The sequence below is a fragment of the Arthrobacter sp. KNU-44 genome, assembly GCF_051843155.1.
Lineage (GTDB): Bacteria > Actinomycetota > Actinomycetes > Actinomycetales > Micrococcaceae > Arthrobacter.
This window is the reverse complement of sequence record NZ_JBPXNG010000002.1, coordinates 4164379-4187850: the sequence shown is the minus strand read 5'-3', so window position 1 is coordinate 4187850 and position 23472 is coordinate 4164379. Positions and strand designations below refer to the sequence as shown.

Here is a 23472-nt window from a genome sequence, read left to right as displayed (position 1 = left end):
GATAGCTGGGTGTCGAATCACAACTTGGCGCGCGCTGAAGCCGCCACCCGTTCAGCCCTGATCAGCACCCACAGCTACGATGTCTCCCTTGACGTCCGCCAAGCCGCCGATGCGGGCGTGCCAGGGTACACAAGCCGCAGCGTCATCAACTTTTCCGCACAGCCTGGTTCCTCCACGTTCCTGGATTTCATCCACGGTGGCGTACATAGCGTCTTCCTCAATGGAAAAGGGCTAGACGTCGCCGAGGTTGTGGACGGCGACAGGATCCACCTCAACAATCTCCAGGCCGAAAACCAGGTGACGGTCACCGGAACCGCGCTTTACAGCCGGTCCGGAGAGGGCATGCACCGCTTCGTCGATCCCGCCGACGGGCAGTGCTACCTCTACACGCAATACGAACCGGCGGACGCCCGCCGCGTCTTCGCGAACTTCGAACAGCCGGACCTGAAGGCCGAATTCACCTTCCACATCATGGCGCCTTCCGCCTGGCAGGTGGCATCCAACGGCGCCGAGCTCGACCGGACGCAACTGACGAGCGATCCGGCCACGAGCCGTTGGGACTTCGCCACCACCAAGCGGATGTCCACCTACATCACCACGGTCCTCGCCGGTCCCTATTTCCGCGCTACTGACCACTGGAGCAAGACGCTCGACGACGGAACCCGCCTTGAGGTTCCGCTGGCGCTCTATTGCCGCGCATCCATGCAAGAGTCCTTCGACGCCGCGGAGCTTTTCCGCCTGACGAAGAACGGCCTGGACTTCTTCAACGATCTCTTCGACTATCCGTACCCGTGGGGCAAGTACGATCAGGCGTTCGTGCCGGAGTACAACCTTGGTGCGATGGAGAATCCCGGCCTGGTCACCTTCACCGAGAAATACGTCTTCACCTCGCGGGCCACCGATGCCCAGTACCAGGCCCGCGCCAACACCCTCATGCACGAGATGGCCCACATGTGGTTCGGAGACCTCGTGACCATGACCTGGTGGGACGATCTCTGGCTCAAGGAATCCTTCGCCGACTACATGGGCACCCTAGGCGTGGACAAGGCCACGGACTGGGACAGCGCCTGGGTGAATTTCGCGAACAAGCGCAAGTCCTGGGCCTACGTGCAGGACCAGTTGCCCACGACCCACCCCATCGTGGCGGACATTCCCGACCTGGAAGCCGCCAAGCAGAACTTCGACGGCATTACCTACGCAAAGGGCGCTTCCGTCCTCAAACAGTTAGTGGCCTACGTCGGGTTCGAGGCGTTCATTGCCGGCTCGCGACGCTACTTCAAGGATCACGAGTACGGCAACACCTCACTGACCGACCTCCTCGAAGCCCTGGGCACGGCATCGGGCCGGGACCTTGGCACGTGGGCCCGGCAGTGGCTGCAGACCTCGGGGATCTCCACCATTGCGGCCGAAATCTCCGGGAACGGCGATGCCATGGAGGCAGTCTCCCTGCGCCAGGACTCCGTGGACCCCATTACGGGCAAGCAGGAACACCGCCCGCACAGGCTCAGGATCGGTCTCTATAACTTTCACGACGGCGGCCAATTGCTCCGCACCGACGGCATCGAGCTGGACGTCGAAGGCGCCGACACCGCGGTGGAGGAACTCGCGGGCAAGCCGCGCCCGGCCCTCCTTCTCGTCAACGACGACGACCTCAGCTATGCCAAGGTGCGCCTGGATGCGGAGTCGGAGGCAACGGTACGTTCCTCCTTGGACCGGCTCAGCGATCCGATGGCCCGGGCGTTGTGCTGGACAGCCCTGTGGGATTCAGCGCGCGACGCCGTTACCCCCGCGGCGCTGTACGTCGCCGCCGTCGAACGCTTCGCCCCTGCCGAGTCAGGAATCGGCGTCCTCCTGAACGTTCTGGGCAACGCGGTGACCGCCGTCGAGCGCTACGTCCCCGCTCCGCAACGGAAGGAGGTCCGGGAGAGCCTGATGGCGGCCAGCGCGATGCAGCTGCGGACTGCCGAACGGGGTTCCGACCAGCAGCTTGCTTGGGCAAGGACCCTGGCGGATTTGTCGCGCCATGACGGCGCGTATGTCGAGTTCTTCCGCGGTATTCTCTCCGGAAGCGTGATAGTGGATGGCCTGACGGTGGATGCGGATCTCCGGTGGAGCCTGTGGCAAGCACTGGCAGCCAACGGAGCGGCCACGCTATCGGAACTGGATGCCGAACTCGCCCTGGACCACACCGCGGCGGGACGCGAAGGCCATGCGGTGGCCGCAGCTGCCCGTCCGGATGCCGCCGTCAAGACGGCCGCATGGAATGCCGCAGTTAACGACACCGGGCTCTCCAACGAGATTCTGAGCGCGACAATCGCAGGTTTCTCTCTCGCCCCGTCCGGGCTCCTGGACGGCTTCACCGAACCGTACTTCGACTGCCTGGAGGATGTCTGGCAATCCCGGAGCATCGAGATCGGGGGCCGGATTGTCCGGGGCCTGTTCCCCGCAGCCCAGGATCTGCAGGCCGGGATGGCTCCGGCAGATCATCCGGTGCTTCGGCGCACGGACGATTGGCTTGGCGCCCACACGGAAGCTCCGCGGGCGCTCCGGCGCATCGTGATTGAGCAGCGCAGCCATTTGTTCCGCGCCCTGGCGGCCCAAGCCGCCAGCGCGTCGCAACAAGAAACCGTAGCGCCGTAGCCGGGCCGACTCAGTATCCGGCGATCCGGGGTTGACGAGCTGGCCTTGAACCAACGGGATCGCCGGCGTCGTCTTTAGATGCAAGCCCGGCGCTCCGCATGGGCCTTTCTTGAGGACGGTCACCATGAAGTTTCCTCGCCCCGTGCTTGCCGCAGCAGCGCTTGGCACCACCCTTTTGCTCGGGGGCTGCTTCGGCGGACAGCCGGCCGCTCCGGTGCCGGCCAGCCCACCGGCGAGCACCACGCCCGCCCCAAGCACGCCGTCACCTTCACTGAGCACCACCACCCCGACTCCCGCAACACCGTCGACGAGCCCGACGGCGACGCCAACCCCGCCGCCGGCGGTTTCGTCCCCGGCCCCGCCAGCAACGGTTCCGCCCGCCGTCGTTCCGCCTCCCCCGGCGCCGCCAGCTGTCGTCCCACCCCCGGCGCCGGCGCCACCCCACATGGTTCCGCCGCCCCCGCGGCACCCCAATGGCGGCGACCGCGACGGCGACGATAACGGCGGACCGGACGACGGCGATGGAAACCGGTAGCACGCCGCCACGCGACAGAATAAGGCGGTTCGCCGGGCTCTCCCTGGGGGTGGTTGCGATGATGACGGTGGCGGCTTGCAGTTCGGCTGTTCAAAGCCCTGGTTCCCGCACCGTTCACTCCGCGGAAGCACCGTTTGCGTGGTTCAAGCCAGCACCGGCCCCGGCTGGGTGGAAAACCATGGAACTTCCGGACGGCACGGGGGTCCTTTCAGTCCCACCCGATGCCAAGCCTGCGGAAAGCGATCCCGGCAGTGTGTCCGCGAATGTCTCGTCGTCAACGGGAGAGCTGCGGATATACCTCAACGCCGCGCCCCGGCAGGGCAGCGAGTCGCTGGACAATTGGAACACCTTCAGGCTCGATCACCTGGCGGACGAGAACTCCTCGTCACCCGGCAAAATCGCCGAGCGAACGGGAATGGCTTTCCGCGGAGGCACGGGTTCCTGCGTGGAGGACCGCTATGTGACCCACGTCGGCAACAACCGCTACCGTGAAATAGCTTGCCTCGTAGCGGGCAGCAAGGGCAGCAGCGTCCTCATCGTGGCGGCTCCCGACGATTCATGGCCGCTCTACGGTCCGGTCCTGGAACAGGCAGTGGATGCGTATCGGGCGGAGTAACTAGGGAACACGGTGCAGCCATTCTTCGGTACCGAACTTTGACTGCACCCGTTCCCGGGCTGTTCCCAGTTCGGCGTCGGTGATGCGGGATTCCGCGGCGCCGTAGCGCTCGGTGAAGACCTCCTGCATGGCTTTGATGATTTCCGTCCGCGCCAAGCCCGTTTGCCGGCGGAGTGGATCCACGCGCTTCTTTGCGCTGCGGGTGCCTTTGTCGGAAAGCTTTTCCTTGCCAATGCGCAGGACCTCGACCATCTTGTCGGCGTCGATGTCGTAGCTCATGGTGACGTGGTGCAGCATGCCGCCGTTGGCGAGTCGCTTTTGCGCGGCACCGCCGATCTTGCCCTGCTCGGTGGCGATGTCATTGAGCGGGACGTAGAACGCAGTAATGCCCAGTTTTTCCAGGGCAGCCATGACCCACGCGTCCAGGAACGCGTAGGAGTCGGCAAAGCTGATGCCATCCACGAGGCTCTGTGGCACATAGAGCGAATAGGTGATGCAGTTTCCGGCCTCCATGAACATCGCTCCCCCGCCGCTGATGCGGCGGACCACCGTGATCCCGTGGCGCGCGACGCCGTCGGGATCCACCTCGTTGCGGAAAGACTGGAAGCTGCCGATCACCACTGACGGCTCCTCCCAGTCCCAGAAGCGCAAAGTGGGGTTGCGGAGCCCGGCCCCGACCTGTTCCGTGAGGACCTCGTCCAGCGCCACGTTGAGATGCGTGGGAAGGACCGACGGCGGGATGACCTCCCACTGGTGGTCCGCCCACCCGCTGGCCTTAGACAGCGCCCTGCGGACAGCAACGGCGACGGCGTCGGCGGAAAAGCCGAACAGGACCGAGTCGGCAGGCAGCGCGGCGGTGACTGCCGCGGACATCTCGGCCGGCGTCGAACCTTCCGCAAGGCCCGTGAGCGCCCGGTTGATGTCCAGCAGGGCCTCGTCCGGTTCGAGGAAGAAGTCGCCGCTCAGCGAGACGTTCGAGAACCGCCCGTCCACGACGTCGAGGTCTACAACTACGAGTTTTCCGCCGGGGACCTTGTATTCGCCATGGAGCCGGGGTTCGCCATGTTGGAATGCCATGCTGGAAGTCATGGTTTCCATCCTGCCGGAAAACGCAAAAGCCCGCAGCCACCGATGATTCGGCGGGTGCGGGCTTTCACAGAAGCTTGGAGGTGAAGTTGATTACTTCTTGCCGCCGAAGCCCTTGAAGCGAGCGTTGAAGCGCTCGACGCGGCCTGCAGAGTCCATGATGCGCTGCTTGCCCGTGTAGAACGGGTGGGACTCCGAGGAGATTTCGACGTCGATGACCGGGTAGGTGTTGCCGTCTTCCCACTCGATGGTCTTGGAAGAAGACACGGTGGACTTGGTCAGGAACTTGACGCCGGAAGCCAGGTCGTTGAAAACAACAGCTTCGTACTTCGGGTGGATATCAGACTTCATAATGGGACCTTTTGTTCACGCAACTGGATTTTGCCAGCTGCCAGGTATGAATGGAGGTGGTCCGTTGCTTCCATTTGCAAATTTCAGCGGTCGGGCCAACAACCAATCATAGCGGAAGCGGCGGGGCCATACGAACCGAGGTCAGCCGCGGGGGCGGTCTCCTCATTGGCCGCGCCTGTCAGGAGTGCCTGCAAGTGTCCTGGCTAGTTTGCTTCCCTGTAGTCGTGGTGGACGTCGTCCGTCAGGGACTTTGCCTCGTGTGAGCGGAGTTCTGCTTTCGGCTTCCGCGTCTTCTGGATCTGTATTTCGTTGAGGATCAGAGGAATGAGCACAAAGAGCGGGAAGACGAGCCGCCCGAAGACAGGGAGGTCTTCGAGGAAGATCGCCCAGAACACTGCGAAGACGAATACAGCACTGTAGACGTACCGGAAGACAAGCATGTTTCTCCTGGTGCGTTATGCGCAGTCGCGGGCGTGCCCGACCGGGGCAGAGCCCCGGCTGTTGCTTGGCTCGCCCGTCTAGTGTTCGACGGGTGGGAACCGCGGGCTCGAGTTGGCGAAGAGACAGCAGACCCCAGCCAAAGAATCATGCTGCACTTTGTCGCAGAAGTCCGCATATGGAGCGGTGGATCCCACTTTAGCTGTACGAGGCCACGCCGACTTGCGCCGAGATCGCAATGGAGGGTCTGAGCGGCTAGCGCACCAGCTGGGTCTCCTCTTCCAAGTGGCCGAGCTTGTCCGGGTTTCGCATGGCGAAGATTCGTGCGATCCTGCCGTCCTCCACCACCAGGCTGATGAGTGACGGACCGCCTGCTTCGTCGTCGATCCGTATGCCGAGGCCGGCGTTGAGCCAGAGCAGAGCGATTCTCGGGTTGAGCGCGGCCTCTGGGAAGGACCGCAGCAGATTTGTTACCTTCTTCGCACCGTACACCGGCACCCGAACCGCCTGCGCGACGCCGCCGCCGTCGGCGATGAGTACGACGTCAGGCGCCAACACATCCATTAAGCCCTGCACATCCCCGGTGGTGACCGCCGCCAGGAACCGTTCGACGACTTCCTGCTGCTCGCTGCGGTCCACACGCATGCGGGGGCGGCGGGCGGCCACATGAGAGCGCGCACGGCTGACGATCTGGCGCACCGCGGCCGCTGACTTGCCCACGGCCTCGGCAATCTCCTCGTAGGGCACGTCGAAAACCTCCCGTAGTACGAAGACCGCCCGCTCCACAGGGGTGAGGGATTCGAGAACCGTGAGCATGGCGATCGAGACGCTTTCGGCCAGTTCCACGTCCTCGGCGACATCCGGCACGGTGAGCAGGGGCTCGGGCAGCCATTCCCCGACGTAATCCTCCCGCCGTCGTGACAGTGCGCGGAGGCGGTTGAGCGCCTGGCGGGTGACGATACGGGCGAAATAGGCCCGAGGGTGACGCACCTCCGCGCGGGCTCCGGTGCCCAGGTCAGACCATCGCAGCCAGGCCTCCTGCACCACGTCCTCGGCATCGGCGGCGGAGCCGAGCATTTCGTAGGCGACGGTGAAGAGCAGGCTGCGATGAGTGACGAAAAGGTCCAAGCTGTCGGTGGCGCCGGAGCTGCTCATGCCCGCCACGCTACCGCGCGCCGCTTCGTGCCGCGAGCGGCTTCAAGCCACAGGCATCCGCGAAACCCTCGGACTCAATGCCGAGGGCGACGTTGCCGCGGGTCGTGAGGTTGGCAAAGCCGATAACGCTGGTCAGCTCAACCAGGCCCGGTGAGCCGAGCTGCTCCAGCAGCCGGGCAGCGAGCTCGTCAGTGACCGTTACGGGGGTCGTGCTCATCGCTTCGGCATAGTCCAGCACGTCCCGCTCCAGGGGCGTGAAGACCCCGGAATCACGCCAGCGCGGGATCTGCTGTGCCTTTTCCAGGTCGAGGCCGTGGTTGTGGGCCATGAAGTAGTTGTAGTCCAGGCACCACGTGCAACCGATGAGTGAGGCCACGGCCATGTGCGCGTAGGACTTCAGCGACTCGTCACAGCTTTCTGCAGCTTCTGTCCGAAGCCCATGGATGCCTTGAGAACGGGCTGGTTGTGCCACATGACGCCCAACGATTCCGGGACTTTGCCCAACATCTTCGCGCTGAACTTCTTGATGAGTACGCCGTAGAAACCGGTGATCTCTGCGGCCGGGATCCTGCTGGTCATGACTCCTCCTGCGGGTCGGTTCTGGGTCCTATGACATGAAGACACCGCCCGCGCCCGATCTGTGACAGCGACGCCGACGTGCCGGAATGCCAAGGTCGCCGACGGTCGCGGCCTCCCGGCAGACCAGGTAGGGAAGCTGCGCGCCCACCGGTGGGACCGGAACTTCTACGCAGCCGACTGATCGAAGGGCACCACAACAGGTCAGCATGCACTGTACAGTCAGTGCGTGCTGACCCGTCTCAGATTATCCTGCCGGCCATTGGTTACCTCGTCGCGTAGAACGCGACGGCCGACGACGCAGCAACGTTCAGCGAGTCGACGCCGTTCATCATCGGAATCGTCACTCGGGCATCAAGTAATTGATCTGTCTCGGGCTTCAGCCCGTCGCCTTCGGTTCCGAAAACCAGCACCAGGTTTTGATGATCCTGGGCCACCAGCTCATCCAAAGTGATGGCTCCCTCGCCCAGGGACATGCCTGCCACGAAGTAGCCCGCCTCTTTCAGCTGTTCGATGCTAGCTGGCCACGGGTCGATCCTCGTCCACGGCACCTGAAAAACTGTGCCCATACTGACCCTGATCGAGCGCCGGTACAACGGATCGGCACACTGAGGCGACACCAGCACGGCGTCGACGCCGATCGCTGCGGCTGACCTAAACACGGCTCCTACATTCGTATGATCGGTAAGGTCCTCAAGCACTGCGATCCTTGATCGCCTTCGCGCACGAACGCAATCGGCGAGAAGTTCCTCGAGAGGCACGGGCGCGGGCCGATGCATAGCCGCCATGGCACCCCGGTGCAAATGGAATCCCGTGATTTCCTCAAGCAAGGAAGCCTTGCCGATGTAGACCGGAACCTCCGGGAACTGTTGGAAAACGTCGTCGAGGTTTTCCAGCCATTTCTCCGCCAGGAAGAAGGATCGGGGCTGATGGCCGGCCGCGAGGGCGCGTCGCAGGACCCTGGACGATTCGGCGATGTACATGCCCTCCGCAGGCTCGCGGAGCTTGCGGAGGTGGACATCCGTCAGTTGTGTGTAGTCGGCAACGCGCGGGTCGTCGGCGGACTCAAGGTAGTGGAAAGTCACGGGTTCCTATTTCAACAAGTTGGCGATCATGAAGCCGAGCGCCACGATGCCGAGCGCGAAGATCACGATTCGCAGCGCAAGGGGCTTCAAGCGCCGTCCCACTTTGGAGCCCACCAGTCCGCCGATCAATGAACTGACCGCGATGACTGCCACCACCGGCCATTCGATCCGGCCAAAGGCAAACAGGAGGTAGGAGCATGCTGCCACCACGTTGACGGCCAGCACCAGGATGTTCTTCATGGCGTTGGCGTTCTGGATGGTGCCCGTCATGAAAACACCCAGAATGCCGACGAGCAGGATACCTTGGGCCGCCACGAAATAGCCGCCATAGACCCCGGCGAGGTACACCAACACCACGAGGATTACGGTGTGCCGCTTGTCGTGGATGGCGTGCTCCGGGTTGCCGGCCCTGTCCTGGACCCACCGTTGGAGCTTGGGCTGGAAGAGCACCATGAGCAGCGCGACCACGATCAGGATGGGAGCGGCGTAGTAGAAGACCTTCTCCGGGAGATGCAGCAGCAGCCACGCACCCGTGATGCCACCAAGCAGCGACGCCGGCAAGAGCCTGAGCAACTGCCGTCCCCTGCCCCGGAGTTCGTGACGATAGCCCCAGGCCCCAGTTACGTTGCCTGCCACGAGCCCCATGGCGTTGCTGATGGTCGCCGTGACAGGCGCATAGCCTAGGGCGATGAGGACCGGGAACGTCACCAGCGTTCCCGAGCCGACCACACTGTTGATGGTTCCGGCCCACAAGCCCGCGAAAAAGATCAGGATGCCGCTAAGGATCTCCACTGCTTCTCGCTGCCCCGGCCTAGCGGCGGGCGGTGGCCGTGTAGCGGCCGGAGTTTTCGGTCACGTCCAGGGGAAGGCCGAAGGTGTTGCTGAGGTGTTCTGCCGTGAGGACTTCTTCGATGGGTCCCGCGGCAACCACCCCGCCGTCGCGAAGCAGCATGGCGTGGGTGAACCCCGGAGGAACTTCCTCAAGGTGGTGCGTCACGAGAACCATGGCGGGAGCATCCTCGTCGCGGGCGAGCTCACCCAGTTTGTGGACGAGCTCTTCCCGTCCGCCGAGGTCGAGGCCGGCAGCCGGCTCGTCGAGCAGGAGCAGCTCAGGATCGGTCATGAGCGCCCGGGCGATCTGCACGCGCTTGCGCTCACCTTCGGAAAGCGAGGAGAAGGAGCGGTTCAGCAGAGGACCCATGCCCCATTCGTTGAGGAGGCCGAAGGCCCGGCGCTCGTCGTCGCGCTCGTATCCCTCACGCCAGCGGCCGGTCACGCCGTAGGCAGCGGTGACCACGACGTTCAGCACGTTTTCCTGCTCCGGGATCTGGGTGGCCAGGGCCGCGGAGGAAAGGCCGATGCGCGGACGGAGCTCAAAGACGTCCACCCGGCCCAGCGTTTCGTCAAGGATCCCGGCTTTCCCGCTCGTGGGATGCATGCGGGCGGCGGCGATCTGGAGCAGAGTGGTCTTGCCGGCACCGTTGGGACCGAGAATGACCCAGCGTTCGCCTTCATTGACCTGCCAGTCAACCTTGTCCAGCAGGGTCTTGGTACCTCGGACAACGCTGACGGAAGCCAATTCAAGAACATCACTCATAGGAGTAGACACTAGGACAAAAATAGGGGCGATAGATAACCGGAACTCCGGTCACACTGTTTGCGGGGCGCCTTGAATGAAACACGAGTTCGGGCGGCTGTTCCGCGCTCGCTAAGATTGCAGCCATGAGTTCGAACTTGACCGCGGTCAGCTATGGCGTGAATTTGTCCCTTTCGGAGCTTGAACACCTGCGAAAGGTGCTGTCCGGCTCGGGGGCTTCCTTAACGTCGGAGTCGCGCTCGGGGGACGATCGCTTTGGGGTCTACACCATTGGCCTGGCCGTTGACGGCGCTACCGTCGCCGACTTGTCGGGCCTCCGGCGCAGGGTCGCCGACGCCGCGGCGCCAGGCATGGACACGGCTATCGTCGCCGACGCGCTGCGTGACGCTTCACGGAAGCTGCTGATCATGGATGTGGACTCCACCCTGATCCAGCAGGAAGTCATCGAACTGCTGGCCGCGCACGCCGGCAAACGCGAGGAAGTCGCGGCCGTGACTGAGGCCGCGATGCGCGGCGAACTGGACTTCGCGCAAAGCCTCCACGCCCGGGTGGCGGTCCTCGCAGGCCTGCCGGCCACCGTCGTCGACGCCGTCCGTGCCGAGGTGCGCCTGAGCGAGGGCGCGGCGGAACTCGTGGCTGCTTTCAAGGCCGCCGGCCATGCGGTGGCGGTGGTGTCCGGCGGCTTCAACCAGATCCTGCGGCCCATCGCGAAGGAACTCGGGCTGGACTACTGGATCGCAAACGAACTTGAAATCGTTGATGGCTTCCTCACAGGCAAGGTCCTTGGCGACGTGATCGACCGCGCCGCCAAGGAGAAGTACCTTCGTGAGTGGGCAGCCGCCGAGGGAATCGACCTTGAGCACACCATCGCAGTGGGCGACGGCGCGAACGACCTCGACATGCTGGGCGCAGCGGGCATCGGTGTCGCGTTCAACGCCAAGCCTGCCGTCAGGGCGGTAGCTGATGCCGCCATCAACATGCCGTACCTGGACGCGGTCCGGCATATCGCCGGCGTTTAGGCGGGAATTCACGCGCAACGAAAAAGCGGCCGGGGCATTGCCCCGGCCGCTTTTTCGTGTTTGCAATCTAAAAAGCGCTCTTGCCGAAGTAGTCGGCGCCGCCGACGTACTCGGTGTGGCCGCTCTCCACGTCGGCAGTGACCATCTTTGCCACTTCGGCGGCGAATTCCTCCACCGAGTACAGCTTGCCGGCCTCGGCCCGGCGGGCTTCAATGGCTCCCGGGTTGGAGCGGTCCAGCAGGGTCGCCGTCACGGTGCCCTCAATCATGTCGCCGGAAACCACTACGAGCGAGATGCCCTTCTCGGCCAGGTTCGGGAGCAGTTCGCGCAACGCGACTTCGCCGGCGCGCTTGCTGCGGGCAACGGGCTCGTACTCAGGCATCGTGGGAACAGTCTCGACGAAGTGCGCCTGGTGGCTCGTGACGAAGACCACGCGGGAGCCTTCCGGCATCAGCGGAACAGCGGCATTGAGCATGTTGATCTGGGCATCACGGTTCAGCTTGAGGGCGTAGTCCTCCTCCATGCCGGATTCCATCCCGCCCGAAGCGTTGAGCACGAGGACGTTCAGCGAACCGAATTCCTCCATGGCCGCACTCGCCAGCGCCTGGACGCCTTCCTGCGTCGTCAGGTCAGCGCCGACGGCTACTGCACGGCCGCCGGCTGCCTGGATCTCGCCCACTACTTTGTTGGCCCGGGGGGCCTTTTGGCGGTAGTTGACGACGACGGCGGCGCCCTCGCCAGCCAGCATCTTGGCTACTTCAGCGCCGATGCCGCGTGAAGAACCGGTGACGATTGCCGTCTTGTTGTCCAGCAGTCCCATTCGTGCTCCTTTATTCAAAGCGTCCAACTTGTTCAAAACATCCAAGTTCTATTAGTCCCGAGTCAATCATGCCAGCGGGAACCCTGACCTAGTGGCCCATGCCCAGGCCGCCGTCCACGGGGATGACGGCACCGGAAATGTATGCGGCTTCGTCACTGGCAATCCAGCGGACCACGTTAGCGACCTCGGAAGCCTCGGCAAAGCGGCCCGCCGGAACGCTCGCCAAATACGCCTTCTGGGTGTCTTCGGGAAGCTCGGCGGTCATGTCCGTGTTGATGAAACCCGGTGCGACCACGTTGGCCGTGATGCCACGGCTGCCAAGTTCCCGTGTGAGGGAACGGGCGATGCCCACCATGCCCGCCTTCGAGGCCGAGTAGTTGATCTGTCCCGGGGCGCCGTAGAGGCCCGACACGGAGGAGATCAGCACAACCCGGCCCTTGCGCATGCGGATCATGCCTTTCGAGGCCCGTTTGATGACCCGGAAGGCACCTGTGAGGTTGGTGTCGATGACGGAAGTGAAGTCGTCCTCGCTCATGCGCAAAAGGAGCGTGTCCTTGGTGATGCCGGCGTTGGCTACCAAAACCTCCACGGGCCCGTGGGCAGCCTCGACTTCCTTGAACGCCGCGTCAAGCGAGGCCTCGTCCGTCACATCGGCCTTGACCCCAAGGATGCCCTCAGGGAGGGGCGTTTCGCTGCGGTACGTCACGGCGACCTTGTCGCCGTTGGCGAGGAATGACTCTGCGATCGCCAGGCCGATGCCCCGGTTTCCGCCCGTGATGAGGACACTGCGGGCGGTTGATACTGCTTCAGACATGCTGCTCTCCAGAGTTCCGCGACAGGACTGTGCCGCTTGAAAGTGGGTGATTTCCTGCATCGATCTTAGCCGCCGGGTGCCCCTGGCCGCGGGCAGCTGCGCCCGGCGCGGTTTGGGAGGCCCGTTCCGGAGTGAGAGAATTGAGGGAAGCCGTTGGAGCGTGATGAATCAGCCGTGACAAGAGATAACAGTCCCCTGCAGGCGCCCGGGGACCCGGACGCCGTTTCAGGTGACCCCGTGGTGCACAGCATTACCGACGCCGCTGCCGCCCACTCGGACGACATGCGCGAACGAATGATCAAGTACGCCTTGGCGATGGGTATCCGCTTGGTGTGCCTGTTGCTCATTTTCGTGGTGGATGGCTGGTTCAAGATCATCGCGGTAGCAGGGGCCGTGTTCCTGCCTTGGATTGCCGTAGTGATCGCCAATGGCAGCGACAAGGCCGAAGTCCATAGCGACGCCTTGCTGGACTACGTCCCGGCCGTCGAGCTGGAAGCGTCACCAGCTGCAGAAGGGGAGCCCGCCGAGGCGCCCGCCACCGTGTTGGAAGGCGAACTCATCGACGACAACGACTCCACGCATCAGGACGCCTCCCGCCCGGAACCAGATGACAACACCGGCGCCAGCAAGCGCCAATATCCACTCGACGGGGAAGAGCAGGCGGCGTCATGAATATCTTCACTATGGGCGGCCTTGGGCTGGAGAATGAGCAGCATGCCGGCCAGGGCGAGACGCCTCCGGCTGTCTGCTCACGCAAGGCATGCCGCGCCGAAGCTACGTGGCAGCTCTTGTGGAACAATCCGCGCATCCACCCTCCCGAGCGCCGCAAGGTGTGGCTGTCCTGCGAGGAGCACCGGGCATGGTTGGAAGACTACCTGCAGACCCGCGATCTTTGGAAAGAGACCATACCGTTCGCGAAGACCACTGAATCAGGCGAGGCCCGCTGAATGTACCGCTTTCTTTTTTCCAGCAAGTGGCTGGGCTATTTCGTCCTGGCCCTGATCTTCGCCACCGGCTGCGTTTTACTGGGCCGCTGGCAAATGGACCGCAGGGCCGAAACGCTGGCCGAGATCAACCGCGTTGTCACCAACTACTCGGCCACTCCCCTTCCCTTCTCCGCCGCCAAGGCGGAGTTCCAGTCCCTGGACCCCGAACGGGAATGGGCACAAGTCGAGCTTCACGGCAGGTATGACATTTCGGGTCAACGCGTCGTCCGTAACCGCCCCCTCAACGGCCAGCCGGGGTACGAAGTAGTGGTCCCGTTCCGATTGTCGAGCGGCGAAGCGGTAGTGATTGACCGCGGATGGTTGCCCATCGGAAACAAGACTCCCGGCCACCCCGACAGCATCCCGGCCCCGCCGGCCGGCGAGGTGACCGTCGTCGCCCGCCTGAAGGCCTCTGAACCGGATCTGGGCCGCGGCGCCGTGGACGGCCAGCTGGCATCCATCGATCTTCCTTCCTTTGCCACGGAGCTTGGTTATCCCATCATGACCGGCGCCTACGGGCAGCTCGCCACTGAGTCGCCCGCCGTCCAGGCGATGCCCGCGCCGTTCGCCAAGCCGGCAACGGACGAGGGCACGCACCTCTCCTACTCTTTGCAGTGGTTCGCCTTCGGCGTGCTGATGTTCGTCGGTTTCGGCTACGCAGCCAGGCAGCAGGCCCGCAATGCCCGGATTGATGCCGAGGACGAGGAAGAAGAAATCAGCGCGATGCCTCGTCGCAAGGCACCCGCGCCACGGAAATCAAAGCGGCCAACGGCCGAAGAAGAGGAAGACGCCATCCTGGATGCACAAGGCTACTGAAACGATCCCGGCCCCCGTGCTGAATGTTAAGTCAGCCCTGACCGCGGCCGGTGCGCAAGACACCGTGCGCACCTTCGACGACAATGTCCCCACCGCCGCTGCGGCTGCTTCCTTGCTGGGTTGCGATATTGCGGCCATCGCCAACAGCCTGGTCTTCGAACTCAACGGTGCTCCCCTGTTGATTCTCGCGAGCGGGGCCGCGAAGGTGGACACCGCCTTGGTAGCGGCGTCCTTGGGGACAGCCAGGATCCGCAGAGCCAGCCCGGACTTCGTCTTGGAACACACCGGTCAGGCCGTAGGTGGCGTAGCTCCCCTCGGACACCCGCAGCCCATAAGAACGATCCTCGACATTTCGCTCCAGGAGCATCCTCTGCTTTGGGCAGGCGCGGGTGACCATAACTCGATGTTCTCCATCAGTTACAGCGAACTCCAGCGGATTACGGCCGCCCAGCCCCTCAAGGTCCGCTGAATCGGTGGTCCACCGGGTCATTGATCCGGCCTGGGGCTAGGCTGGTGAGCATGGCTGAATACACCTACGTCACGTACATCGAAGGCACCCCGGACCAGATTTGGACGGCACTGACGGACGCAGCCCAAAGCGCCGAGTACTGGGGCCACGCGAATGTCTCGGACTGGAAGGCAGGTTCGCGCTGGGAACACCAGCGCACGGACGGCTCCGGAACCGCGGACGTCGTGGGGACCATCCTGGAAGCAACGCCGCCGTCGCGCCTCGTGAACACGTGGGAGGATCCCGCGGTTCCAGCAGTGGTGAAGCCCGACGTGGTCACCTTCACCATCGAGTCACATGACGGAATCGCGAGGCTGACGGTCCATCACAGGAACATCGCCGACGATGAACAATTGGCGATTGCAGGCCGCGGCTGGTCTGCGGTCATGTCCAATCTGAAAAGCTACATAGAACTAGGCCGTCCACTTGCCTCTGTGCCGTGGGAAATGCCTTGACCGGGTGGGAAATATCCTGACGGCGTCGACATGCCCGGACCCTCAGCCCTAAGCGAGGGTGATGAGGTCCAGGTAGTCTTCGTTCCAGTGGTCCTCGACGCCGTCCGGGAGCAGGACCACGCGTTCCGGGTTCAGCGCCTGCACGGCGCCTTCATCGTGGCTGACGAGCACGACGGCGCCGGAATAGTTTCGCAGTGCGCCAAGGATCTCGGCACGACTGGCGGGGTCTAGGTTGTTGGTAGGTTCGTCCAGGAGCAGCACGTTGGCGCTCGAGGCCACGATCGTGGCGAGGGCCAGTCGCGTCTTCTCACCACCGGAAAGCACACCCGCCGGCTTATCGACGTCGTCACCCGAGAACAGGAACGACCCCAGGATCCCGCGGACCTCTGCGTCTTTCATGTCCGGAGCGGATGAACGCATATTCTCCAGGACGGTGCGGTCGTGGTCCAGGGTTTCGTGTTCCTGCGCGTAGTAGCCCACTTTGAGCCCGTGGCCAGGCACGATGTCGCCGGTGTCCGGCTTGTCCACGCCGGCGAGCATCCGCAGGAGGGTGGTCTTGCCTGCACCGTTGAGGCCCAGGATGACCACCTTGGAGCCACGGTCGATTGCCAGGTCCACGTCGGTGAAGATTTCCAGTGAGCCGTAGGACTTGCTCAAACCCTCTGCCGTGAGCGGAGTCTTGCCGCAGGGAGCGGGATCCGGGAACCGCAAGGCTGCCACGCGGTCATTCTCGCGGACGGCTTCCAGGCCGCCAAGCAGGCGTTCGGCACGCTTCGCCATGTTCTGGGCAGCGACGGCCTTGGTGGCCTTGGCACGCATCTTGTTTGCCTGGTCCATGAGGACCTGGGCCTTCTTTTCGGCATTGGCGCGTTCGCGCTTGCGGGCGCGCTCGTCGGTTTCGCGCTGTTGCAAGTAGCGCTTCCAACCCATGTTGTAGAAGTCGATCTGCGCTCTGTTGGCGTCCAGGTGGTAAACCTTGTTGACCGTGGCTTCGAGGAGTTCCACGTCGTGGCTGATCACAATCAGCCCGCCTTGGTGGCTCTTCAGGAAGTCGCGGAGCCAGGTGATCGAGTCCGCATCGAGGTGGTTGGTGGGTTCGTCCAGGAGGAGGGTCTCGGCGTCCGAGTAGAGGATCCGTGCCAGCTCCACGCGGCGGCGCTGCCCACCGGAGAGCGTCTTGAGCGGTTGGTTCAGGAGCCGCTCGGGAAGGGCCAGGTTGGAGGAAATGGCTGCGGCTTCGGCCTCGGCGGCATAGCCGCCTCCTGCGAGGAACTCGGTTTCCAGGCGGTCGTAGCGGTTCATGGCTTTGCGCTGGACCGTGGCGTCTTCGCTGGACATGTCTGTTTGGGCCTGCTTCAACTTGCCCACCACGACGTCCAGGCCGCGGGCGGAAAGGATGCGGTCGCGTGCCAGCTGCTCCATGTCCGGGGTCCGCGGATCCTGGGGCAAGTAGCCGATCTCACCACTGCGGGCAACTTTGCCGGCCGCGGGCAGTCCCTCACCGGCAAGGACGCGTGTGAGGGTCGTCTTGCCTGCACCGTTCCGGCCCACCAGCCCGATTTTGTCCCCCTTGTCCACGCGGAAGCTCACCTGGTCCATGAGCAGGCGGGCGCCGGCGCGCAGTTCGAGTTCCTGGACGGTAATCAATTCGGGGGATGCCTTTCAATGGGGAACACCCGCAGCACCGGAAGTCAAGGCGCGGCTGAAGTGGAGGGGCCGAACAAACGGCCTTTACAATTCTACCGCCCACCAGCTCGCTCGTTCGCCAGCGCCAGGGTGCCCGTGGATGGTCCCGGAATAGTAAGTACGCTTGCTACTATTTTCGGCGCGTGGTTAGGTGAAGGTAGGACGATTGCAAGGGAGACTCTCAATGAGCAGTGCAACAGGATCCGATGGTAAACACGTCCGGGCTGACGGGGGCCAGGATGAAATCCCGTACGCCGCCGAACCACGGCGGGACCGGGTGGACGATGTACATGGAAATGGCCCCGCCTACGCTGATGACAGCTACGTCGGCAACACGAGCAGCTATCCCGTGGTTTCCCCCGCTTCAGACCCAAACGCCGCCACCCGTGAGACCGTCATCGCCCGCGAAAAGGAGCAGTTCGGCGGAATCAAGATCGGCTCGGCCTTCTTCGGCTGGCTGACCGCCACGGGTATGGCCGTGCTGCTGGTCGCCCTCGTGGCGGCGGCTGGGATCGCTGTCGGACTCGCGAACAACGCGAATGTCAGTGACGCAGCGAACCTGGCATCATCACAGCCCGTCGGCGTTGCTGGGATTATCGCGCTCTTGGTGATCCTGTTCCTCTCCTACTATTGCGGCGGCTACGTTGCCGGACGCATGGCCCGGTTCAACGGCATCAGGCAGGGGTTCATGGTCTGGTTTTGGGCAATTATCGTCGCCGTGCTGGTGGCGTTGCTGGGCTTGTTCGCCGGACCGCGGTTCAATATCCTCGCCACCGTGAACAGTTTCCCGAGGATTCCGGTGAATGAGGGACAGATGAGCACCATCGGCATCATCGCCGCCCTCGTAGTGGCAGCAGTGACCCTCATCGCCGCGGCATTGGGCGGACTGGCCGGCATGCATTACCACCGCAGGGTGGACCGTGCGGGCTTCACCCCACCAGCAGAGGACGTCGAGGCTTAGGCAAGGCGGCTCCGGCCGCCAACAGCGCCGCTCTTTGTACCTTGGCCCTAAGGCCTTGCCGTGCTGCTCGTGGACACCCTACAAAATTCCGGGTCAGGCTGCTCTGTAGTGTCGGACTCAGGGGATTCATTCCGCCCCAGGCACAGACAGGACCCACCATGAGCAGCACCGAAACCGCATCCACGCGACGAACCTCTCCCCGCGCCCGATGGACGTCCACGGACATCGGCCTCATCGCCGTCTTCGCGGCCCTCGTGGCCGCCTCAACGCTGATTCCAGGCATTCCGGTCGGCGCCTTGGGCGTACCGATCACCCTGCAGACCCTCACCGTCGTCCTAACCGGCCTCGTGCTAGGCGGCGGGCGGGCTTTTGCCGCCGTCGGGCTTTACACCCTGCTCGGTTTCGCGGGACTGCCGATCTTCAGCGGGGGCCGGAGCGGGCTCGGTATCCTGGCAACACCGTCGGCCGGCTACATCATCGCTTTTCCCTTGGCGGCGGCCCTCACCGGCTGGTTGGCGGCGATCGTGATCCGCAAGACCGTCAAGTACCGCGCCGTCTTCCTTTTTGCCGCAGCCATGATCAGCACCATCGTCCTCATTCACGGCCTCGGAGTGCTTGGCTTCATGGTCAATGGCAAGTTCGACTTCGCCAAGGCGTTCCTGGCCGACCTTCCCTACTACCCCGGGGACACTATCAAGAACGTTCTTGCTGCGATCATCGCCGTCTCGCTCCACAAGGCCTTCCCGGACATCCTGGTCCGCCGCGTCAAATAGAGCGGGAACAATCAGTTCATGAACACCATCATTCTGAGCGACGTCTCAGTGCGCGTAGCCGTCGATGGCAGCGCGGAGCCCAAGACTTTGCTGCAAGGCATCTCGTTGGAACTCACAGAGCAACGCATTGCGGTCATCGGGGCCAACGGGTCTGGAAAGTCCACCCTGCTGCGCTTGCTCAACGGCTTGGTGGCTCCCAGCGAAGGTACCGTCAGCGTCAACGGCGCCGACAGCTCGCGGGACGTTCGCAAGGTCCGCAGCCAGGTGGGTTTCGTCTTCACCGATCCCCTGTCGCAGCTGGTCATGCCAACGGGGCGGGAAGACGTTGAACTCTCCTTGCGCCGTTCCATCAAGAATTCCAAAGAGCGTGCCGCCCGGGCAGAAGCTGTCCTGCAACGGTTCGGGATCCTGGACCTCGCGGATCAGAGTATTTACGAGCTTTCGGGCGGTGAACGCCAGTTGCTCGCCCTCGCGGTCGTCCTCGCGGTGGATCCCGCCGTGCTGGTCCTCGACGAGCCTTCAACGTTGCTGGACCTGCGCAACCGGGAGCTGCTCAGGCGGACGCTTGCGGGCCTCGAGCAGCAGATCATCATGTCCACCCACGATCTCGATCTCGCCCTCGAAGCGGACCGCGCCTTGGTGGTGGACGGCGGCCGGATAGTGTTCGACGGCGGAGCAGCCGTCGCGGTCGAACGCTACCGCGCGCTTTGCGCCGCTGAATCCACTCAAGCCAAGGTGCAGGCGACGTGAGGGGCCGCGGGGTCCTGATCCCCAACTATGTGCGGGGCAACTCGATTGTGCACCGCACGCCGCTGTGGCTCAAGTTCCTTCTCGTTGCCGGCTGCGGCCTGGCATCGTTCCTGATTGTCGATTGGCTTCTCTCGGCCGCGGTCCTTGCCGTGATGTGCGGACTTTTCCTGCTGAGCGGCGCGGGACTCAAACGCCTCGCGCGTTCCGTGTGGCTCGTGACGCCCATCCTCGTTGCGATCGGCGCCTTCCAATGGTGGCAGCTGGGCGGCCCCGTTGCCGCGCGGATCGTGCTCAATGTGCTGGTCTGCGTGGTCGCGGCGTCGGTACTGACGGTCACGACTCCGGTGCAGGCACTGCTGGACGGGGTGGTTGCCCTGTCCAGGCCCTTCCAGCGTTTCGGGGCGGACCCTGAGCGCTTCGCGCTGACCATCGCCATCATGCTGCGCAGCCTTCCATTCATTGCCGGCGCATTCTCGGATGTCCGTGACTCGGCCCGGGCGCGTGGCCTGGAACGCAATCCCCGAGCCTTGGTCTTGCCGGTTTTCATCACCACGGTTGCCTATGCGCGGCAGACCGGCGACGCCCTGGCCGCGCGCGGCCTTGGCGAGCCCGGCGACTAGTCCGGGTCAAGCCTCCTGCAGCTGCGAGTACCGGAACATTGCCGCCGTGCCCATTCCACCTGCGATGCTGATCATCGCCAGCGCCAGGCTCTCCCGGCCCGGCTGCTCTTCGGCCATCCTGCGGGCCTGGGCCAGCAGCCGCGTCACCAGGACAGCCCCCGACGCACCGTAGGCGTGTCCCAAGGCCAGCGCTCCGCCGTCGAGGTTCGCCCGTGCCGGTTCCACACCCAACGCGTCAAGGCAAGCAAGGGTCTGCGAAGCGAATGCCTCGTTGAATTCCACGAGGTCCAGTTCCCCGGGCTCCAGATCAAGCTCGGCCAGCAACCGTTTCGCCGCCACTGAAGCTCCGATGCCCAGCAGTTCCGGGTCCACGCCTGCTGTGTCGCAGCCCAGGACGAGCAATCCGTCGGCGGCACCAAGTTCCCGTGCCCGCTCCAGCGAGGTGATCACGACGGCGGAGGCCGCGTCAGCGTCGAAGCACGAGTTTCCGGCTGTCACAGTTCCGCCCGTTACGAATGCGGGCGGGAAGCGGGCCATGAGTCCGGCCTTCAGGGATGCCCGGGGTCCGTCATCCGCCTGTAGCACGGCGCCCCCGGCTTCCAGGGGAACAATTTCCGGGGCGAACGCGCCCGCGGCAGTGGCTGCGACCGCCCGCTGGTGACTGCGCAGGGCGAACTCGTCCTGCTGTTCGCGGCTGATGCCGCACTCGAGTGCCACGTTCTCGGCGGCCACGCCCATGTCCGGGTCCCCGAACTCGGGCGGTACAAAGGTGGCCCGGGTGTAGAAGTCCGGCTCGCCGTCGGAGTCTGGATTTCGCCTGGCACGCAGCGGGGCAGTGCTGATACTCTCCACTCCTCCGGCCAGGTAGATGCCATTGCCGCCCGCGGCCACGAGCCGGGACGCCAGGGCAATGGCGTCGAGTCCGGAACCGCACTGCCGGTCCACGGTCAGTCCGGGGACCCCCACGGGCAGTCCCGCGTGCAGTGCGGCATACCGGGCCAGGTTTCCGCCTCCGCCCACCGCATTGCCGATCACGACGTCGCTGACGTCGGAACCGGCAACACCCGTGGCTGTCAGGAGTGAACGGAGGACAGGAGAGAGGAGTTCTTCGGCGCGAAGCGACTGCAATTGTCCGTTGGCGCGGCAAATAGGAGTCCGCAGGGCGGCAATGATCACCGGTTGGCGCGAAGGGTCCAACCCGATGCCCGGCTCGCGGCTAGGCAAGGGGTTTCACCCGCGGATCGTTGTTCTCAATCCAGTCGAGCAACATCTGGCGGCTGACCTTCCCTCGGTCGGTCACGGGCAATTCGGACAGCGTGAAATACCGCTGGGGTCGCTTGTCCCGCGCGAGCAAACCGTCCAGGCCGGTCTTCACTTGGGTTGCCGTCACCGAACCGTAGGCGGGCACGATTCCTGCGACAACTTTCTGGCCGCGGACTTCGTCGGGCATTCCGGCCGCAAGGGCAGCGGAGACCCCGGGGACCGATGCCAAGGCGAGCTCCACTTCGTGAGGATAGACGTTCCTCCCGGAAGTGATGATCATGTCGGACCGACGGCCGAGGATATGCAAGACACCGGAGTCCACATAGCCCTGGTCCCCCACGGTGTACCAACCGTCAAAGCACCGCAGCGCCTGGCCGTCGTCGCCCCACAAATACCCGTTGCTGACCATGCCGGAGCGGACACAGATGTTCCCGTCGGCCCCTTCGGGCCGCTCCGCGCCGTCGTCGTCCAGTATCTTGAGTTCGACGCCGGGAAACGGTCCGCCGATTCCCGTGCCGCCGACGTCGAGCGGTTCACCGGCGGCAAGGCGCGTTCCGGAAACGAAGCTCAGCTCGGACGCACCGTAATACTCGAAAATGGCCGCATTGGGCGCCCACCGTCTGGCGGCCTCAAGGGTCCGGGCGTCCAGCTTCGAACCTGCGCAGATGATGCTTCGCACCCCCGATGCGTCCACGCCTCCCGCCAGTCCGCGCTCGCTCAACAGGCGCAGCATGGTGGGCACGAGGACCAGGCGAGTGACGCCGTCGTAACTGATGGCTGCGTGGACATCTCCGACGTCGAAGGTCTCCATGGTGTGGAAGGCCGCCCCGGCGTACAGGCATTCTGACAGGGCGTATAGGTTCAGGCTCGCGGCCAGCGGCCCGGGCGCGAGGGTTCTGTCCTCCGGTGTCAGACCGAAGAATTCGATCGAGGCGTCAAACGAAACCTGCCACGAACGCCGTGAACGGGTGAAGGCCTTGGGAACGGACGTGGTTCCGGACGTCAGGCCGATCAGGAACGTGGTGTCCCCATGGCCGTCGGCCAGCTCGTCGCCTATGGCGGGCAGGAGGCCGGTGGCGGGCCCGGCTTCTCCGATCCTCTGGGTGACCTCATCGATCATGGCTTGCGGCCACAACGGGTCGAGCACGGCGCAGCGCCGCTCGCCGGCCACGGCGGCCGTGTACGCCACCACGAAGTCCAGGGAATTGGGCTCGGCAAGTACCGTCGTCGCGGCCGTCTCCCCCAGGCTCAAGGTTGCGGCGTCCCGAAGGTCAGCCCAGTTGAGCCGCTTGCCGCCAACGACGACGGCCGTGTCGTCGGGGCGTTCATCGGCCCAGAGCTGAAGTTTGTCCAGAAAAGGCATCATCGAATTTTAGCGCGCACCGCACGCCCAGCACCTTCTGTGACGCCTATCTCTCCGATAGTGCATTTTCGGGGCGCCAAATCGGCAATATCTCAGCGTACGACGACGGCCGGCCACCTTCGCTGGAAGGTGACCGGCCGTCGTAAGTAGGGGCCTCCGCCGCCGAGGGTTCCCTGGCCGAAGCGAAGCGAGGCTAGGGAGGCGGTGGGGAATCCTAGATGTTGAAGCCGAGGGCCCGCATCTGGTCCTTGCCGTCGTCCGTGATCCGCTCGGGACCCCATGGCGGCATCCATACCCAGTTGAGGCGCCAGTCGTCGACGATGCCGTCGAGCGACTGGCCGACCTGCTCTTCGAGGACATCCGTCAGCGGACAGGCCGCGGTCGTCAACGTCATGTCGATGAGCAGAGCCCCGTCGTCTTCCGAGTACTTCAGACCGTAGAGCAGCCCAAGGTCCACCACGTTGACACCGAGTTCCGGGTCAATGACATCCTTGAGCGCCTCCTCGACGTCCTCGAGGCTGGTGCGAGCCGCGTTGATTTCGGTCATGGCGGGAGTCCT

At 64.1% G+C, this 23472-nt stretch carries 28 protein-coding genes; 13 read left to right on the top strand and 15 right to left on the bottom strand.

What is annotated here, in order from left to right; genetic code table 11:
* The first annotated feature begins 9 nt into the window (after positions 1-9).
* From pepN to ACSVHC_RS20620, 3 genes are all read left to right on the top strand, one after another.
* Complete coding sequence (pepN, locus tag ACSVHC_RS20630) at positions 10-2640, top strand: aminopeptidase N (RefSeq protein ID WP_437770233.1); 2631 nt, start codon at positions 10-12, stop codon at positions 2638-2640.
* A 78-nt stretch (positions 2641-2718) separates the two neighbouring features.
* Positions 2719-3141, top strand: coding sequence for a hypothetical protein (locus tag ACSVHC_RS20625; protein WP_437770234.1), 423 nt, complete (start codon positions 2719-2721; stop codon positions 3139-3141).
* A 212-nt stretch (positions 3142-3353) separates the two neighbouring features.
* Entirely contained in the window at positions 3354-3791 is a 438-nt protein-coding gene (locus ACSVHC_RS20620; protein WP_439181262.1) for a hypothetical protein, read from the top strand.
* Here the strand turns inward: ACSVHC_RS20620 and ACSVHC_RS20615 are convergent, their stop codons facing one another.
* From ACSVHC_RS20615 to ACSVHC_RS20575, 9 genes are all read right to left on the bottom strand, one after another.
* Complete coding sequence (locus ACSVHC_RS20615) at positions 3792-4889, bottom strand: lipoate--protein ligase family protein (RefSeq protein WP_439181261.1); 1098 nt, start codon at positions 4887-4889, stop codon at positions 3792-3794.
* 81 nt (positions 4890-4970) lie between these two features.
* Positions 4971-5228: a type B 50S ribosomal protein L31 gene (locus ACSVHC_RS20610; RefSeq protein WP_009358283.1), complete on the bottom strand. Its 258-nt coding sequence runs from the start codon at positions 5226-5228 to the stop codon at positions 4971-4973.
* A 203-nt stretch (positions 5229-5431) separates the two neighbouring features.
* Positions 5432-5668, bottom strand: coding sequence for a hypothetical protein (locus tag ACSVHC_RS20605; protein ID WP_437770237.1), 237 nt, complete (start codon positions 5666-5668; stop codon positions 5432-5434).
* Between the two features lie 253 nt (positions 5669-5921).
* Positions 5922-6821, bottom strand: a complete 900-nt coding sequence (locus ACSVHC_RS20600; protein ID WP_437770238.1) for an RNA polymerase sigma-70 factor — start codon at positions 6819-6821, stop codon at positions 5922-5924.
* Between the two features lie 10 nt (positions 6822-6831).
* Positions 6832-7203 carry a carboxymuconolactone decarboxylase family protein gene (locus ACSVHC_RS20595; protein WP_437770239.1) on the bottom strand — a complete coding sequence of 124 codons (372 nt, stop codon included), beginning with the start codon at positions 7201-7203 and terminating at the stop codon, positions 6832-6834.
* A gap of 14 nt (positions 7204-7217) precedes the next feature.
* Positions 7218-7400, bottom strand: a complete 183-nt coding sequence (locus ACSVHC_RS20590) for a hypothetical protein (protein ID WP_437770240.1) — start codon at positions 7398-7400, stop codon at positions 7218-7220.
* 263 nt (positions 7401-7663) lie between these two features.
* Positions 7664-8482, bottom strand: a complete 819-nt coding sequence (locus tag ACSVHC_RS20585; RefSeq protein ID WP_437770241.1) for a TrmH family RNA methyltransferase — start codon at positions 8480-8482, stop codon at positions 7664-7666.
* Positions 8483-8488: 6 nt separating this feature from the next.
* Positions 8489-9274, bottom strand: coding sequence for a sulfite exporter TauE/SafE family protein (locus ACSVHC_RS20580; protein WP_059389254.1), 786 nt, complete (start codon positions 9272-9274; stop codon positions 8489-8491).
* A gap of 19 nt (positions 9275-9293) precedes the next feature.
* Complete coding sequence (locus ACSVHC_RS20575) at positions 9294-10079, bottom strand: ABC transporter ATP-binding protein (protein ID WP_059389255.1); 786 nt, start codon at positions 10077-10079, stop codon at positions 9294-9296.
* 125 nt (positions 10080-10204) lie between these two features.
* On the opposite strand from ACSVHC_RS20575, the gene serB reads away from it, so the two are divergent.
* Positions 10205-11098: a phosphoserine phosphatase SerB gene (gene serB, locus ACSVHC_RS20570; RefSeq protein WP_437770242.1), complete on the top strand. Its 894-nt coding sequence runs from the start codon at positions 10205-10207 to the stop codon at positions 11096-11098.
* A 67-nt stretch (positions 11099-11165) separates the two neighbouring features.
* Here the strand turns inward: serB and ACSVHC_RS20565 are convergent, their stop codons facing one another.
* The gene (locus ACSVHC_RS20565; protein ID WP_437770243.1) at positions 11166-11918 is read right to left on the bottom strand and encodes an SDR family oxidoreductase; all 753 of its coding nucleotides are present in this window, start codon (positions 11916-11918) and stop codon (positions 11166-11168) included.
* 88 nt (positions 11919-12006) lie between these two features.
* Positions 12007-12732 carry a beta-ketoacyl-ACP reductase gene (locus ACSVHC_RS20560; RefSeq protein ID WP_234749389.1) on the bottom strand — a complete coding sequence of 242 codons (726 nt, stop codon included), beginning with the start codon at positions 12730-12732 and terminating at the stop codon, positions 12007-12009.
* A gap of 153 nt (positions 12733-12885) precedes the next feature.
* Here ACSVHC_RS20560 and ACSVHC_RS20555 point away from each other — a divergent pair, with 153 nt between their 5' ends.
* From ACSVHC_RS20555 to ACSVHC_RS20535, 5 genes are read left to right on the top strand one after another with little or no spacing between them, the layout of a single operon-like run.
* Positions 12886-13404 (top strand): DUF3099 domain-containing protein, encoded by a 519-nt coding sequence (locus ACSVHC_RS20555; protein WP_437770244.1) that lies wholly within the window; start codon positions 12886-12888, stop codon positions 13402-13404.
* Positions 13401-13679: a hypothetical protein gene (locus tag ACSVHC_RS20550; RefSeq protein ID WP_437770245.1), complete on the top strand. Its 279-nt coding sequence runs from the start codon at positions 13401-13403 to the stop codon at positions 13677-13679. The genes ACSVHC_RS20555 and ACSVHC_RS20550 overlap by 4 nt, the downstream gene beginning before the upstream one ends.
* Positions 13680-14534, top strand: coding sequence for an SURF1 family cytochrome oxidase biogenesis protein (locus ACSVHC_RS20545; protein ID WP_437770246.1), 855 nt, complete (start codon positions 13680-13682; stop codon positions 14532-14534).
* A complete protein-coding gene (locus tag ACSVHC_RS20540; RefSeq protein WP_437770247.1) occupies positions 14518-15003 on the top strand; it encodes a YbaK/EbsC family protein in 486 nt (161 codons plus the stop codon). The genes ACSVHC_RS20545 and ACSVHC_RS20540 overlap by 17 nt, the downstream gene beginning before the upstream one ends.
* 50 nt (positions 15004-15053) lie before the next feature.
* Positions 15054-15497: an SRPBCC domain-containing protein gene (locus ACSVHC_RS20535; protein ID WP_437770248.1), complete on the top strand. Its 444-nt coding sequence runs from the start codon at positions 15054-15056 to the stop codon at positions 15495-15497.
* Positions 15498-15545: 48 nt separating this feature from the next.
* On the opposite strand, the gene ACSVHC_RS20530 is transcribed toward ACSVHC_RS20535, so the two are convergent.
* Entirely contained in the window at positions 15546-17144 is a 1599-nt protein-coding gene (locus ACSVHC_RS20530) for an ABC-F family ATP-binding cassette domain-containing protein (RefSeq protein ID WP_437770249.1), read from the bottom strand.
* 223 nt (positions 17145-17367) lie between these two features.
* Between ACSVHC_RS20530 and ACSVHC_RS20525 the strand changes: the two genes are divergently transcribed.
* The 4 genes from ACSVHC_RS20525 (at position 17368) to ACSVHC_RS20510 (ending at position 20287) form a co-directional block, all read left to right on the top strand.
* A complete protein-coding gene (locus tag ACSVHC_RS20525) occupies positions 17368-18144 on the top strand; it encodes a YrzE family protein (RefSeq protein WP_437770250.1) in 777 nt (258 codons plus the stop codon).
* Positions 18145-18302: 158 nt separating this feature from the next.
* Positions 18303-18917: a biotin transporter BioY gene (locus ACSVHC_RS20520; protein ID WP_437770251.1), complete on the top strand. Its 615-nt coding sequence runs from the start codon at positions 18303-18305 to the stop codon at positions 18915-18917.
* A gap of 18 nt (positions 18918-18935) precedes the next feature.
* On the top strand, positions 18936-19667 hold the full coding sequence (locus ACSVHC_RS20515) for an energy-coupling factor ABC transporter ATP-binding protein (protein ID WP_437770252.1): 732 nt from the start codon (positions 18936-18938) through the stop codon (positions 19665-19667).
* On the top strand, positions 19664-20287 hold the full coding sequence (locus ACSVHC_RS20510; protein WP_437770253.1) for an energy-coupling factor transporter transmembrane component T family protein: 624 nt from the start codon (positions 19664-19666) through the stop codon (positions 20285-20287). The genes ACSVHC_RS20515 and ACSVHC_RS20510 overlap by 4 nt, the downstream gene beginning before the upstream one ends.
* 6 nt (positions 20288-20293) lie before the next feature.
* On the opposite strand, the gene ACSVHC_RS20505 is transcribed toward ACSVHC_RS20510, so the two are convergent.
* From ACSVHC_RS20505 to ACSVHC_RS20495, 3 genes are all read right to left on the bottom strand, one after another.
* Positions 20294-21511: a thiolase family protein gene (locus ACSVHC_RS20505; RefSeq protein WP_439181260.1), complete on the bottom strand. Its 1218-nt coding sequence runs from the start codon at positions 21509-21511 to the stop codon at positions 20294-20296.
* Positions 21504-22913 carry a class I adenylate-forming enzyme family protein gene (locus ACSVHC_RS20500; RefSeq protein WP_437770255.1) on the bottom strand — a complete coding sequence of 470 codons (1410 nt, stop codon included), beginning with the start codon at positions 22911-22913 and terminating at the stop codon, positions 21504-21506. The genes ACSVHC_RS20505 and ACSVHC_RS20500 overlap by 8 nt, the downstream gene beginning before the upstream one ends.
* Before the next feature lie 214 nt (positions 22914-23127).
* Positions 23128-23460, bottom strand: coding sequence for a metal-sulfur cluster assembly factor (locus ACSVHC_RS20495; RefSeq protein ID WP_234749426.1), 333 nt, complete (start codon positions 23458-23460; stop codon positions 23128-23130).
* Between the last annotated feature and the right edge of the window lie 12 nt (positions 23461-23472).